This window comes from Streptomyces spinoverrucosus (genome assembly GCF_006539505.1).
GTDB lineage: Bacteria > Actinomycetota > Actinomycetes > Streptomycetales > Streptomycetaceae > Streptomyces > Streptomyces spinoverrucosus.
Genome location: NZ_BJND01000007.1, coordinates 48102 through 61839 on the forward strand (window position 1 = coordinate 48102; position 13738 = coordinate 61839).

Below are 13738 nucleotides of genomic sequence, written 5' to 3' on the forward strand. Positions count from 1 at the left end.
GGCGTCCCCCGCCCGCCGCCGTTCAGTCGCCCTTGACGGGCAGTTCCTTCAACTGGATGTTGCGGAAGGAGACCTGGTCCTCGGCGCCGTGGTTCTGCAGGCCGATGTAGCCGTCGGTCAGGCTCCGCTGGGGGTCCTTGTTGGTGAAGTCGTTGATCTTGACTCCGTTGAGGAACACCTGGAGGCGTTCGCCCTGGACCTTGATCTCGTAGGAGTTCCACTGGCCGGGCGGCCGCAGGACCTGGTCACGGGCCTTGATGTTCGCCGACTTGAACGAGTAGACGGAGCCCGTGGTGCGGTCGGGCGCGTCCGTGGCGTCGATCTGGATCTCGTAGCCCTTGTTCACCGCTGACCAGGGGTCGTCGGAGGCCGGGAAGCCCACGAAGATCCCGGAGTTGTCGTCGCCCTGCATCTTCCAGTCGAGCTTCAGGGAGTACGACTTCAGCTCCTTGGCCTGGTACCAGAGCAGACCCATGCCGCCCTCGGACTCCAGGGTGCCGTCCTTGACGTTGAACGTGCCGGGGCCGGCCTGCTTCCAGCCGTCCAGGGTCTGGCCGTTGAAGATCTTCCGGTAGCCCTCGCTCGGCTTGCAGTCGGCCTTCACCTGGCCGGTGGCGTACTGGAGGCCGCCGAGCAGATGGGCCCGGAGGGCCTCCTCGGTGTAGGACTCCTTGGTGTGGCCGAGACCGGTGTAGAAGGACCGGCCGCCGCCGTAGTTCTGGCACCAGGCGATCGGGTGGTCGCCCTTCATGGTGCCGCCCTGGTAGGTCGTCTCGTCCAGGGTGGCGAGGACCTTGGCCTGCTCACGCGGGTTGGTGCGGTAGTTGTACCACTCGTCGGTGCGCTCCCATGCGTCGCCGAGGTGCGACGTCGACGGGTGGTCGTGGTCCTCGACGCGGACGGTGGCCTTCTGGATGGCCGGGTGCGAGTCGAAGTAGGCGCCGACGAGGCCGCCGTAGAACTCCCAGTCGTACTCGGTGTCGGCGGCGGCGTGGATGCCCATGTAACCGCCGCCGCCCGCGATGTAGTCCTCGAACGCCTTCTGCTGATCGGCGTTGAGCACGTCACCGGTGGTGGACAGGAAGGCGACCGCGTCGTACTTGGCGAGGTTGGTCGTGGTGAACTGCTTCGCCTCCTCGGTCGCGTCGACCGTGATGCCGGCCGGGGCGCCGAGCTCCTTCAGGGCTGCGATGCCGGCCGGTATGGAGTCGTGCCGGAAACCGGCGGTCTTGGAGAAGACCAGGACCCGCTTGCCGCCCTTGAACGGCTCCTTGGAGAACTCGAAGTCGTCCACGTCGTACAGCGCGCCCTCGCCGCCCTTGAAGACCAGGTAGATCTCCGTGGTGCGCTTGGGCAGGGCTCGCAGCGGCACGTCGACGTTCTGGAAGGTCTCCCAGCTGCCGGTCGGCGGGATGTAGGCCGAGCCGTGCAGTGGCCCGTCGGGCGAGCCGGTGCGCAGTTCGATGAAGCCGCCCGAGCCGCCGGAGGAGGCCCGCACGGTCATCTTCTTCTGCCCGTCGAACCGGTAGGGGCTGAAGGAGATCCAGTCGCCGTCGTGGATGTTGCCGACGGTCTTGCCACCGTTGGCGCCGGTCTTGTCGATGGTCGACACACCCGACTGGGTGGTGAAGTGCTCGGCCTGGCGGTGCAGCGGCTGGAGCACGGTGCGGGCGGTGCCGGTCAGGGCCTCCTGGCCGTTCGCCCCGCCGTCGGTGTAGCTGGCGCCGACGACGCCGTAGATGTTGGCGTTGGGGTCGTGGCCGCCGTCTCCGGCGGGCGGCTTCAGGGTGCCCTCGCAGCCCATCTCGCTGGTCAGCTCGTGGGCGTGGGAGTCGTGGCCGAGGCTGTAGACGACCTTGACCTTGGAGCAGTCGATGGTCTCCTCGGGGTCGGTGACGGTCACCTTGAACGGGACGGGTTCGCCGAAGGCGGCCAAGGTGCCGTTGCCCGGCACGTCGATCCTCACCTTGGGCTCGGTGTTGCCGACCACGATCCGGACGCTGGCGTTGCCGGTGTTGCCCTCGGGGTCCTTCGCGGTGAAGGTCGCGGTGTAGGTGCCGATCTTCTTGTACTTGTGGGTGGGGTTGAGGCCCTCTCCCTTGGTGCCGTCGCCGAAGTCCCAGCTGTAGGTGAGGTCGGGCGAGTCGGCGTCCTTGGCGGAGCCGGTGAAGGCGACCTTAAGACCGGCCGCGCCGGACGTCTTGTCGGCGCTCACCTCGGCGATCGGGGAGAAGCCGTCCTCGGCGTTCTCGATCCGGTAGAGCGCGGAGTTCTCGTCGCCCTGGAACCAGGAGACGCCGTAGTCGAGGACGTAGAGCGCGCCGTCGGGGCCGAACTCCATGTCCATGATCTGGGTGCCGGTCCACGGGAAGTCGTTGATCTTCGCGACTGAGCCGTCCTCGTTCTGCTCGATCCGCTTGATCCAGCGGCGGCCGAACTCACCTGCGAAGAAGTCGCCGTCGTACGACTCGGGGAACTTCACCTTGGAGTCGAGGTCGGGGTCGTAGCGGTAGACGGGCCCGGCCATCGGGGACTCCGAGCCGCTGCCGAACTCGGGTACGGAACCGCCGTCGTAGGGGATCCAGGCGGCCTGCGCGGGCGGCAGGTCGACCAGGCCCGTGTTGTACGGCGAGGTGTTCTTCGGGGCGGCGCAGTCGAACTTCTCACCGGAGGTGCCGGTGGCGAAGTCGTAGTCGACGTAGGCGTCGTTGTTCCCGGTGCAGAACGGCCAGCCGAAGTTGGCGGGCTCGGTGACCTTGGCGAACTCGACCTGGCCTGCCGGACCCCGGTTGGGATCGGCGGCGCCGGCGTCGGGGCCGTAGTCGCCGACGTACACGATGCCGGTCTTGTCGTCGACGCTCATCCGGAACGGGTTGCGGAAGCCCATCGCGTAGATCTCCGGACGGGTCTTCTCGGTGCCCGGGGCGAAGAGGTTGCCCTCCGGGATGGTGTACGAGCCGTCCTCGGCGACCTTGATACGGAGGATCTTGCCGCGCAGGTCGTTGGTGTTGGCGGAGCTGCGGCGGGCGTCGAAGGCGGGACTGCGGCCCTCGCGGTCGTCGATCGGCGTGTAGCCGTCGGAGGCGAAGGGGTTGGTGTCGTCGCCGGTCGACAGGTAGAGGTTGCCGTCCGCGTCGAAGTCGATGTCGCCGCCGACGTGGCAGCAGATGCCGCGGGAGGCCGCGACGTCCAGGACCTTCTTCTCGCTGGCCATGTCCAGCGTGCCGTTGGGGTTCAGAACGAAGCGGGAGAGGCGGTTGACGCCGTCGAACTTCTTGAAGTCCTCGGCGGTGCCGGTCTCCGGGGCGTCGCCCGCGGGGGTGTCGAGCGGCGGGGCGTAGTAGAGGTAGATCGCCCGGTTGTTCTTGAAGTCCGGGTCGATGCCGACGCCCTGCAGGCCCTCCTCGTCGTGGCTGTAGACGGGGATCTTGCCGGCGATCTTGGTGACGCCGCCCTGGTCGGTGAGGCGCAGCGTGCCGTCGCGCGAGGTGTGCAGGACGCTGCGGTCCGGGAGCACGGCGAGCGACATCGGCTCGCCCGTCTCGGGCTCGCCCTTGGCGAGCGGCACCTGTTGGAACTGCCCCTCGGCGGCGGCCGGTTCGTCGTGTTCCGGGTGGCCGGGGTGGGCGCCGGCGACGGTCGCCGGGGTGCCCACGGCCAGGAGCAGGCCGGTGAACAGGGCGAGGCTTGTGCGAAGCCTGGGGCGTTTCGGGGTGCGGGTGCTGCTGAGTCTGGTTCTGTGCACGAAGTCCCTCCGGGAACGGGTGGCCGTACGGGATGGGTGCGAAGACGTGCGGTGCGGGCGCCGGGGTGCGCCGTCACCCCGGAGGTGTGTGTCCTGAACACTTCAGGGACGGTGGGGACCGGCGGTTGTTCCGGCCCCCGTCCGACCTGATAGCCGAGTGCGTGGTTCAGTGGTTGAACGCGGCGTCGAAGGACGCGCTGGGCGGCTCGAAGTCGAAGGCCTTCAGGCGAGTCAGGGCCTCGGGGGCGCCCTGGAGCCGGTCCATGCCGGCGTCCTCCCACTCGACGGAGATGGGGCCCTGGTAGTCGATGGAGCGCAGCATCCGGAAGACGTCCTCCCAGGGCACGTCGCCGTGCCCGGCGGAGACGAAGTCCCAGCCGCGCCGCGGGTCGCCCCAGGGCAGGTGGGAGCCGAGGCGGCCGTTGCGGCCGTCGAGGCGTTTGCGGGCCTCCTTGCAGTCGACGTGGTAGATGCGGTCGCGGAAGTCCCACAGGAAACCGACCGGGTCGAGGTCCTGCCACACGAAGTGCGACGGGTCGAAGTTCAGCCCGAAGGCGGGACGGTGGTCGACCGCCTCCAGCGTGCGCTGGGTGGTCCAGTAGTCGTAGGCGATCTCACTGGGATGCACCTCGTGCGCGAACCGCACGCCCTCGGCGTCGAAGACGTCCAGGATCGGGTTCCAGCGCTCGGCGAAGTCCTCGTAGCCGCGCTCGATCATCGACTCGGGGGCGGGCGGGAACATCGCGACCAGGTGCCAGATGGCGGAGCCGGTGAAGCCGATGACGGTGTCGACGCCGAAGGCGGCCGCGGCGCGTGCGGTGTCCTTGATCTCGGCGGCGGCGCGCTGTCGTACGCCTTCCGCGTCCCCGTCGCCCCAGATCCTCGCCGGGAGGATGGCCTGGTGCCGTTCGTCGATGATGGCGTCGCAGACGGCCTGGCCGACCAGGTGGTTGGAGATGGCCCAGCACTTCAGGCCGTACTTGTCGAGGAGCTGGCGCCGCGACTCGATGTAGGAGGGATCGTTCAGCGCCTTGTCGACCTCGAAGTGGTCGCCCCAGCAGGCGAGTTCGAGTCCGTCGTAGCCGAAGTCGCGGGCCAGGCGGCAGACCTCTTCGAGGGGGAGGTCGGCCCACTGGCCGGTGAAGAGCGTGAAGGTGCGGGGCATTGCCAAAGCCTCCTCAGACCGCGATCGGGGTGTAGACGGAGTTCTTCTCGGCGCTCTCCTCCACCGCCGCGAGGACGCGCTGCACCTGCAGCCCGTCGGCGAAGGAGGGCTCGGGGCGGCGGCCCTCGGCGACCGCGTGGACCAGGTCGTGGGCCTGGTGGACGAAGGTGTGCTCATAGCCGAGGCCGTGGCCGGGCGGCCACCAGGCGTCGAGGTAGGGGTGGTCGGGCTCGGTGACGAGGATGCGGCGGAAGCCGGACCGGGCGTCGGGCTCGGTGCCGTCGTGGTACCAGAGCTCGTTGAGCCGCTCCAGGTCGAAGGCCAGCGAGCCGCGCTCGCCGTTGAGTTCGATGCGCAGGGCGTTCTTGCGGCCGGTGGCGTACCGGGTGGCCTCGAAGGAGGCGAGGGCGCCGGAGGTGAAGCGGGCGGTGAACAGGGCGGCGTCGTCGACGGTGACCTGCCCCGTCCCGTCGGCCGAGACGGCGCCCAGTCCGCGCGCGGCACCGGCGAGCGGCCGTTCCCGTACGAAGGTCTCCGTGAGCGCCGACACCCCCGCGAGCTGCTCCCCCGCCAGGTACTGCGCCAGGTCGACGATGTGCGCACCGAGGTCGCCGAGCGAGCCGGAGCCGGCCAGTTCCTTGCGCAGCCGCCAGGTCAGCGGGGCCTGCGGGTCGACCAGCCAGTCCTGGAGGTACGACACCCTGACGTGCCGCAGGGTGCCGACGCGGCCCTCGGCGACCATCCGCCGGGCCAGCGCGGTGGCGGGCACCCGGCGGTAGTTGAAGCCGACCATCGCCAACTGGCCCCGTTCGTACGCCGATTCGGCCGCCGCCGCCATCGTCTCGGCCTCCTCGACGGTGTTCGCGAGGGGCTTCTCGCACAGGACGTGCTTGCCGGCGGCCAGCGCGGCGAGCGCGATCTCGGCGTGGCTGTCGCCGGGCGTGCAGATGTCGACCAGGTCGACGTCGTCCCGGGTGATCAGCGCCCGCCAGTCGGTCTCGGCCGCCGCCCAGCCGTGCCGTTCGGCCGCCGCGCGCACGGCCGTCTCGTCCCGTCCGCAGATCGCGGCGAGCACGGGCTGCCGGGGCAGGTCGAAGACGCGGCCCACGGTGCGCCAGCCCTGGGAGTGGGCGGCGCCCATGAAGGCGTAGCCGATCATGCCGACGCGCAGCGGGGGCTGCTCGGACGCGGTCCCTTCGGGCGCTTGCGGCTGTGCCATACGGATGTCCTCTCGTCGTCATGGCGAGGTGGGGGGTGGGGGCCCGCCCTGTTCTCAGCAGGTCAGGCCCGTAGAGCGGGGCGCCTCACTCGAAGCCGGTGGACATGTACTGGTCGACGTTGTTCTTGTCGACGACGGCCGAGTAGAGCGTGATCGACGCCGGGATCTCGTACTCCGCGAGGCCGCCGATGCCCTTGGCCTGGCCGAGGGCGCGGGCGAGGTCGATGGCGGAGGCCGCCATGGTGGGCGGGTAGAGGACGGTCGCCTTCAGCACGCCGTCGTCCTGCTTGATGGCCTGGAAGGCGGAGAGCGCGCCCGCGCCGCCGACCATCAGGAAGTCGTCCCGCCCGGCCTGTTCGATGGCGCGCAGTGCGCCCACGCCCTGGTCGTCGTCGTGGTTCCACAGCGCGTCGAACTGCGACTGCGCCTGGAGCAGCTGGGCCATCTTGGCCTGCCCGGACTCGACGGTGAACTCGGCGGCCTGGCGGGCCACTTTGCGGATGTTCGGGTAGTTCTTCAGCGCGTCGTCGAAGCCCTGGGTGCGCTGCTGGGTCAGCTCCAGGTTGTCCAGTCCGGCCAGTTCGATGACCCGGGCATTGGGCTTGTCCTTGAGCTGCTCGCCGATGTAGTGGCCGGCGTTCAGGCCCATGCCGTAGTTGTCGCCGCCGATCCAGCAGCGGTACGCCTGCGGGGTGTTGAAGATCCGGTCCAGGTTGATCACCGGGATCCCGGCCCGCATCGCCTTGAGCCCGCTCTGGGTGAGCGCCTTGCCGTCGGCGGGCAGGATGACCAGCACGTCGACCTTCTTGTTGATCAGCGTCTCGATCTGGCCGATCTGCGCGGCGGTGTCGTTGGAGCCCTCGGTGATCTCCAGCGTCACGTCTTCGTACTTCTCGGCGCGGCTCTTGGCGTTCTCGTTGATCGCGTTGAGCCAGCCGTGGTCGGCCTGCGGTCCGGCGAAGCCGATGGTGACCTGCTTGCCGGGCTGGTCGTCGGCGGCGGGCTGGTTGTCGGCGGCCTGACCGTCGTCGCCGGACTCGTTACTCGTGCAACCTGCGAGGAGGACACCGGCCGAGACGGCGGCGGTCCCGAAGAGCAGTCCTCTGCGCGTGGGGAGTTGTGTCATGGCTGTGAACCCTTTCCTCAAGTCGTGCTCGCGGTACGGCGCTGGACCAGCACGGCGGCGACGATGATCGCGCCCTTGGCGATCTGCTGGACGTCGCTCTGCAGGTTGTTCAGGGCGAAGATGTTGGTGATGGTGGTGAAGATCAGGACGCCGAGCACGGAGCCGACGATGGTGCCGCGGCCTCCGCTGAGCAGCGTGCCGCCGATGATCGCGGCCGCGATGGCGTCGAGTTCGTACAGGTTGCCGTTGGTGTTCTGACCGGAGCCGGACAGGATGATCAGCAGGAACGCGGCGATGCCGCAGCACAGCCCGGAGAGCAGGTACAGATAAAGCCGCTGTCGGCGTACGTCGATACCGGCCAGCCGGGCCGCTTCCGCGTTGCCGCCGACGGCGACGGTGCGGCGGCCGAAGGTGGTGCGGTTCAGCAGCAGCCAGCCGATGATCGTCACGACCGCGAAGACGAGGACGAGCGGCGGGACGCCGAGCACGTACGCGTCGCGCTCGCCGAGGTCGAGGACGCCGTCGACCGTCACGATCTGCGTCCTGCCGTCGGTGATCTGCAACGCCAGTCCGCGCGCCGACGCCAGCATGGCGAGGGTGGCGATGAACGGGACCATCCCGCCGTAGGCGATGAGCAGTCCGTTGACCAGGCCGCAGCCCAGGCCGACGAGCACCGAGGTGAAGAGGATGCCGCCGAAGCCGTACTCCTGGGTGGCGACGGTGGTCGCCCAGACGGAGGCGAGGGCGACGATCGCGCCGACGGAGAGGTCGATGCCGCCGGAGGTGATGACGAAGGTCATACCGACGGTGACGACGCCGATCACGGAAGCCTGGGTGAGGACGAGTTGGAGGTTGCGGGTGTCGAGGAACTCGTCCGGCTTGGTGATGCCGCCGATGACAATGAGGGCGGCGAGCACGCCGAGCAGGGACAGGGTGCGGACGTCGGCGCGGGCCATCAGGCCGCGCCAGGCGGGTGCTTCAGCGGCCGGCCGCACCTTGTCGGCGCTGCCCCGCGGCGGGGACACGGGCTGCGTCATGACGCCGGGCTTCCTTCCATCACGAGGTCGAGTACGCGGTGTTCGTCCAGCTCTTGGGCGGGCGCGGTGTGTACGACCCGGCCCTCGCGCAGTACCAGCACGCGGTCGGCGAGGCCGAGCACCTCGGGCACCTCGCTGGAGACCAGCAGCACCGCGAGGCCTTCGTCGGCGAGGCGCCGGACGACCGCGTACAGCTCGGCGCGCGCACCGACGTCGACGCCCCGGGTCGGCTCGTCGAGCAGCAGGACGCGGCAGCCGCGCAGCAGCCAGCGGGCGAGGACGGCCTTCTGCTGGTTGCCGCCGGAGAGGGTGCGGATCGGCACCGAGGGGTTGTCGGGCCGCAGCGACAGTTCGCGGGTCGCGGCGCGCGCGGCGCCCAGTTCGGCCCCTCGGTCGATCCAACCCGCCTTCGCGAAGCGGGACATGGAGGAGATCGAGACGTTGCGGGTGACCGACTCCAGCATCAGCAGGGCCTGCGCCTTGCGTTCCTCGGGGGCGAGCCCGAGTCCGGCACGGACGGCGGCGCGGACACTGCCCGGCTTCAACGGCCGTCCGGCGACGACGACTTGACCGGCGCTGGGCTTGCGGGCGCCGTAGATCGTCTCCAGGATCTCGGAGCGCCCGGAGCCGACGAGTCCCGCGAGGCCGACGATCTCGCCGGGCCGGACTGTCAGGTCGAACGGCTCGAACTCGCCGTCCCGGGCCAGTCCCCGCACATGAAGCAAGGGCTGCTCCCCCTGCCCCGGCGCAGCGGGCCGCTCGGGGAAGACGTACTCGACGTTGCGGCCGGTCATCAGCGCCACGACGTCACGCGTCGGCGTCGACTTCGCGGGCAGCCCGCCCGCCACCGCCCGGCCGTCCTTCAGCACGGTCACCCGGTCGCCGATCCGGCGGATCTCCTCCAGGCGGTGCGAGATGTAGACGACGGCGACGCCGTCGGCGGTGAGGTCGCCGACGATCCGGAAGAGGTTGTCGACCTCGTCCGGGTCGAGGGCGGCGGACGGTTCGTCCATCACGATCAGCCGTACGTCGTGGGAGAGCGCGCGGGCCATGGAGACGATCTGCTGCTGGGCGGCCGACAACTCGCCGACGAGACGCCCCGGGTCGATCTCGGGATGCCCAAGTCGCTTGAGAAGATGGGCTGTCGACTCCTTCGCCGTCCTGCGTCGTACGACGAACCCGGCGGCCGTGGGTTCGTGGCCGAGGTGGACGTTCTCGGCGACCGACAGGTGCTCCACCAGGTCGAGTTCCTGGTAGATGGTGGCGATGCCGAGGCGCATCGCGGCGATCGGCGAGCGCAGGGTGACCGGTTCGCCGCGCCAGTGGATGGTGCCGGTGTCGGGCTGGTGGGCACCGGCCAGGACCTTGATCAGGGTGGACTTCCCGGCGCCGTTCTGGCCGAGCAGACAGTGCACTTCACCGGCCTGGACGTCGAGGTCGACGCCGTCCAGGGCGCGGACGCCGGGGAACGACTTGGTGATGCCGGACATGCTGAGCAGCGGTGGTTCAGGTGCCATGTGGGTTCCCCTTGGCTGGCGTGCGGGGGCCGGTTTCAGGGCAGGGCGAAGCAGGGTGCTGTGCTGGTGGTGGCGGAGTAGGAGGTGCTTACGCGGGTGAGAACAGGTGGTCGCTGATCAGCCGGGCCGCGCCGATGACTCCGGCGGTGGGGCCCAGCTCGCCCAGGACGATGGGCAGGTTGCCGGTCGCCAGCGGCAGCGACTGGCGGTAGACCTGGGTGCGGATCGCGGCGAGCAGGGTGTGGCCGAGGCCGGTCACCCCGCCGCCGATCACCACCAGGCCGGGGTTGAAGAAGCTGACCAGCCCGGCGATGACCTGGCCGGTGCGGTTGCCGCCCTCGCGGATCAGTTCGAGGGCGGTGGCGTCGCCCGCGGCGGCCGCGGCGGCGACGTCGACGGCGGTGAGGGTGCCGTTCGTCTCCAGGCGTGCCGCCAGCTCGGCCGACTGGCCTTGCTGGGCGGCCTCCAGCGCGTCGCGGGCGAGGGCCGCGCCGCTGAAGTGGGCCTCGAGGCAGCCCCGGTTGCCGCAGGCGCACGGACGTCCGTCGGGCACGGCCTGGATGTGCCCGATGTCGCCTGCGGAGCCCGTCGTACCGCGGTGGACCGCGCCGCCGACGACGATTCCGCAGCCGATGCCGGTGCCGATCTTGACGCAGAGGAAGTCGCCCACGGAGCGGGCGACGCCCGCGTGCATCTCCCCCATCGCCATAAGGTTCACGTCGTTGTCGACCATGACCGGGCAGCCGAGTTCCTGACTGAGCGCCTCCCGCACGGGGAAGCCGTCCCAGCCCGGCATGATCGGCGGCGCCACGGGGACGCCCTCGGGGAAGCGGACCGGGCCCGGGACGCCGATGCCGGCGCCGTCGTACCCCTCCGCGAGCCCGGAGGCCCGCAACTTGGCGGCCATGGACAGCACTTGCTCGAAGACCGCGACGGGTCCCTCGCGCACTTCCATCGGCTGGGTGATGTGCCCCAGGATCTCCAGCTCCGCGTTGGTGACCGCGACGTCGATGGAGGTCGCGCCGATGTCGACGCCGAGGAAGCGCAGGTTGGGTGCGAGCCGGATGTTGTGCGAGCGGCGGCCGCCGCGGGAGGCGGCGAGTCCGTCGGCGACGATCAGGCCCGTCTCCAGGAGCCGGTCCACCTCCACGGCCAGCTTGGACCGTGAGAGATCGACCTGATCGCCCAGCTGGGCCCGGGAGTTGGGCCCGCCGTCGCGAAGAAGCTTCAGCAGCCTGGCCTGGTGGGCGTTCGCGGGTCGCGCGGTCATACGTCTCACGAGCCCCTCCCCGCCTCGAATCGGCCGTCGCTGTCCGGCTTTCGAGGGGAACGTAGCAGCGGCTGCCGGGAGTGGGAAGAATCTGCGCACGATTTACTGCGGACTTTTTCCACTCGCAGGACAAAGGCGGGGCTTGACCTCAGTGACCAGGGGCATTACCTCGCGGGTAATCGACGGGCGGGCGATGCCCGCGGAGGCTGGTAACCGCCCGGACTCCCGACCCCACGGAGGTGCCCCCTCATGGCCGACGACGCTGACACAACCACCCCGGACGCGCTGCTGGCCGCGGTCCCCTTCGCCGGGGAGCTGGGGCTGACCCTTGAGGAGGCGACACCCGCGCGGGTGGTGGCCGGCCTCACCTGGTCGCCGCGGCTGTGCACGGCGGGCGGAGTGCTGCACGGCGGCGCACTGATGACCCTCGCGGACACGGCGGGCGCGGTGTGCGCCTTCCTCAACCTGCCGCCGGGTGCGACCACGTCGACGGTCGAATCCAGCACCCACTTCTTCCGCCCGGTCCGCTCGGGCACGGTCCACGCAGAGTCACGCCCACTGCATGTGGGGCGGTCCTTCGTCGTCGTGGAGACGGAGGTACGGGACGAGGAGGGCCGTACGGTGGGGCGCACGGTGCAGACGCAGGCGGTTTTGGGGGGTGGGTGAGGCCGCGTGACATCTGGGCCCGCGTGCACGCTGGGGGGCGGGCGCGTGGAGCGGGCGAATACAAGGCGCGCACCCCTCAGGCAGACCCCCGCCGCACGCCCCAACACCGGCGCCGGAGGTCAGGCGCCCTGCGCATCCCCCACCCCCCACGCCCCTAAGGCCGTGGCCGTGCGTGGTACGACCTGCGCGTGTGTTCCGTGTGCGCCCGCATGATTTCCGTCGCCCGCTGCTCGTCACGCGCAATGATCGCGGCGATCAGCTCGCGGTGTTCGATCCAGGACTGTCTGCCGCGCTGGCGGGCGACCGGCGTGTAGTACCAGCGAACCCGGCGGTCCACCTGCGCGGCGAGTTCGGCGAGGACGGCGTTGCCCGCCAGTTCCATGACCTTGGCGTGGAAGCGGGCATTGAGCGCGACCGCGCCGTCCACGTCGTCCGCGGCGACCGCACGCTCGCCCTCCGCGCACAGCTCCTCCAGGACGGCGACACCGGCGCTGCCCGCATGGGCGGCAGCGAGCCGGGCGGCCTCGGCCTCCAGCAGCGTACGCACCGTCAGGAGCTGATCGGCCTCCTCCTCCGTCGGCTCGTGCACAAACGCGCCCTGCGCCGGCCGCAGATCGACCCACCCCTCGGTGTTCAGCCGCTGCAACGCCTCACGCACCGGCTGCCGGGAGACGCCGAGGTGCCCGGCGAGTTCGCTCTCGACCAGGTGCTGGCCGGGCTGGAGGGCGCGGGTGGTGATGAGTTCGAGCAGCGCCTCGTAGACGCGGTCGCGCAGCGGGCCGGGACGTTCGAGCTTGGGCACCGCACCGTGCGGCAGTCCTGTCGACAACATCGGTCCCCCTCCTGGCCAGGGCCGTGCACAGCAGACATCAACGCCAGAGCAACCTCGGAGCCGCAAAGCCCTGGAAAAGACATTATCAATTGCCTTTTGTCTACAGTCTACGGCGCACAACGGCTACCGAATCGGGGAGTTGGCCTCGTCACACCCTCATGGACACTTGTCACACCCTCATGGACACTCGTCCACCCTCACGGACACCGGACGACCTGCCCCGCGTACGACAGGTTCCCGCCGAATCCGAACAGCAGCACCGGATCCCCCGCCGAAATCGCCCCCTGCTCCACCAGCTTGGAGAACGCCAGCGGAATGCTGGCCGCCGAGGTGTTCCCGGACTCGGCGACATCGCGCGCGATGACCGCGTTGACGGCGCCCAGCTTCTCGGCGAGCGGCTCGATGATCCGCAGGTTGGCCTGGTGCAGCACCACCGCGGCGAGGTCCTCCGGCGCGTACCCGGCGCGCTCGCAGGCCTGCCGGGCGAGCGGCGGCAGTTGGGTGGTCGCCCACCGGTAGACGCTCTGCCCCTCCTGCTCGAACCGCGCGGGCATGCCCTCGATCCGCACCGCGTGCCCCATCTCCGGCACCGACCCCCAGAGCACCGGCCCCACCTCCGGCTGGTCCGAGGCCTCCACGACGGCGGCCCCCGCTCCGTCGCCGACGAGTACGCAGGTCGTCCGGTCGGTCCAGTCGGTGACGTCGGACATCTTGTCGGCGCCGATGACCAGCGCCCGGCTCGCCGCCCCCGCCCGTACGGTGTGGTCGGCGGTGGCGAGGGCGTGGGTGAAACCCGCGCACACCACATTGACGTCCATCGCGGCGGGTCGCGGAACGCCGAGCCGTGCCGCGACCCGGGCGGCCATGTTCGGGGAGCGGTCGACCGCCGTCGACGTGGCGACGAGGACGAGGTCGATGTCCCCCGGCGTCAGCCCGGCCGTCGCGAGCGCCTTGGCCGCGGCGTGCGCGGCGAGCTCGTCCACCGGCTCGTCGGGGCCGGCGATGTGCCGGGTGCGGATGCCGACCCGGGTTCTGATCCATTCGTCGCTGGTGTCGACCATGCCCGCCAGGTCCTCGTTGGTGAGTACCTTGGCGGGCTGATAGTGGCCGACTGCGGCGATGCGCGAGCCGTTCATGGGCGGGTCCCCTCGTTGCTGGGAT

10 protein-coding genes are annotated in these 13738 nt (G+C 70.2%); 1 reads left to right on the top strand and 9 read right to left on the bottom strand.

The window, feature by feature from the left end; translation table 11 throughout:
- Positions 1 to 22: 22 nt before the first annotated feature.
- From SSP24_RS04680 to SSP24_RS04710, 7 genes are all read right to left on the bottom strand, one after another.
- Entirely contained in the window at positions 23 to 3745 is a 3723-nt protein-coding gene (locus tag SSP24_RS04680) for a ThuA domain-containing protein (protein ID WP_141307489.1), read from the bottom strand.
- Positions 3746 to 3911: 166 nt separating this feature from the next.
- A complete protein-coding gene (locus SSP24_RS04685; protein ID WP_141307490.1) occupies positions 3912 to 4910 on the bottom strand; it encodes a sugar phosphate isomerase/epimerase family protein in 999 nt (332 codons plus the stop codon).
- Between the two features lie 13 nt (positions 4911 to 4923).
- Positions 4924 to 6129 carry a Gfo/Idh/MocA family protein gene (locus SSP24_RS04690; RefSeq protein ID WP_141307491.1) on the bottom strand — a complete coding sequence of 402 codons (1206 nt, stop codon included), beginning with the start codon at positions 6127 to 6129 and terminating at the stop codon, positions 4924 to 4926.
- Positions 6130 to 6214: 85 nt separating this feature from the next.
- Positions 6215 to 7255: a substrate-binding domain-containing protein gene (locus tag SSP24_RS04695; protein ID WP_141307492.1), complete on the bottom strand. Its 1041-nt coding sequence runs from the start codon at positions 7253 to 7255 to the stop codon at positions 6215 to 6217.
- A 17-nt stretch (positions 7256 to 7272) separates the two neighbouring features.
- Entirely contained in the window at positions 7273 to 8292 is a 1020-nt protein-coding gene (locus tag SSP24_RS04700) for an ABC transporter permease (RefSeq protein WP_141307493.1), read from the bottom strand.
- Positions 8289 to 9809 carry a sugar ABC transporter ATP-binding protein gene (locus tag SSP24_RS04705; protein WP_141307494.1) on the bottom strand — a complete coding sequence of 507 codons (1521 nt, stop codon included), beginning with the start codon at positions 9807 to 9809 and terminating at the stop codon, positions 8289 to 8291. Before SSP24_RS04705 ends, SSP24_RS04700 begins: the two co-directional genes overlap by 4 nt.
- An 88-nt stretch (positions 9810 to 9897) precedes the next feature.
- Positions 9898 to 11079 carry an ROK family transcriptional regulator gene (locus tag SSP24_RS04710; protein WP_141307746.1) on the bottom strand — a complete coding sequence of 394 codons (1182 nt, stop codon included), beginning with the start codon at positions 11077 to 11079 and terminating at the stop codon, positions 9898 to 9900.
- 249 nt (positions 11080 to 11328) lie between these two features.
- Here SSP24_RS04710 and SSP24_RS04715 point away from each other — a divergent pair, with 249 nt between their 5' ends.
- Positions 11329 to 11745 carry a PaaI family thioesterase gene (locus SSP24_RS04715; protein ID WP_141307495.1) on the top strand — a complete coding sequence of 139 codons (417 nt, stop codon included), beginning with the start codon at positions 11329 to 11331 and terminating at the stop codon, positions 11743 to 11745.
- A gap of 154 nt (positions 11746 to 11899) precedes the next feature.
- Here the strand turns inward: SSP24_RS04715 and SSP24_RS04720 are convergent, their stop codons facing one another.
- Complete coding sequence (locus tag SSP24_RS04720; RefSeq protein ID WP_141307496.1) at positions 11900 to 12577, bottom strand: GntR family transcriptional regulator; 678 nt, start codon at positions 12575 to 12577, stop codon at positions 11900 to 11902.
- Positions 12578 to 12774: 197 nt separating this feature from the next.
- Complete coding sequence (locus tag SSP24_RS04725) at positions 12775 to 13713, bottom strand: beta-ketoacyl-ACP synthase III (RefSeq protein WP_141307497.1); 939 nt, start codon at positions 13711 to 13713, stop codon at positions 12775 to 12777.
- Positions 13714 to 13738 lie beyond the last annotated feature (25 nt).

Excerpts from the sequence above, each read along its gene's own strand:
- SSP24_RS04685 (WP_141307490.1), bottom strand. The coding sequence starts at position 4,910 with ATGCCCCGCACCTTCACGCTCTTCACCGGCCAGTGGGCCGACCTCCCC.
- SSP24_RS04690 (WP_141307491.1), bottom strand. The coding sequence starts at position 6,129 with ATGGCACAGCCGCAAGCGCCCGAAGGGACCGCGTCCGAGCAGCCCCCG.
- SSP24_RS04695 (WP_141307492.1), bottom strand. The coding sequence starts at position 7,255 with ATGACACAACTCCCCACGCGCAGAGGACTGCTCTTCGGGACCGCCGCC.
- SSP24_RS04700 (WP_141307493.1), bottom strand. The coding sequence starts at position 8,292 with ATGACGCAGCCCGTGTCCCCGCCGCGGGGCAGCGCCGACAAGGTGCGG.
- SSP24_RS04705 (WP_141307494.1), bottom strand. The coding sequence starts at position 9,809 with ATGGCACCTGAACCACCGCTGCTCAGCATGTCCGGCATCACCAAGTCG.
- SSP24_RS04710 (WP_141307746.1), bottom strand. The coding sequence starts at position 11,079 with ATGACCGCGCGACCCGCGAACGCCCACCAGGCCAGGCTGCTGAAGCTT.
- SSP24_RS04715 (WP_141307495.1), top strand. The coding sequence starts at position 11,329 with ATGGCCGACGACGCTGACACAACCACCCCGGACGCGCTGCTGGCCGCG.
- SSP24_RS04720 (WP_141307496.1), bottom strand. The coding sequence starts at position 12,577 with ATGTTGTCGACAGGACTGCCGCACGGTGCGGTGCCCAAGCTCGAACGT.
- SSP24_RS04725 (WP_141307497.1), bottom strand. The coding sequence starts at position 13,713 with ATGAACGGCTCGCGCATCGCCGCAGTCGGCCACTATCAGCCCGCCAAG.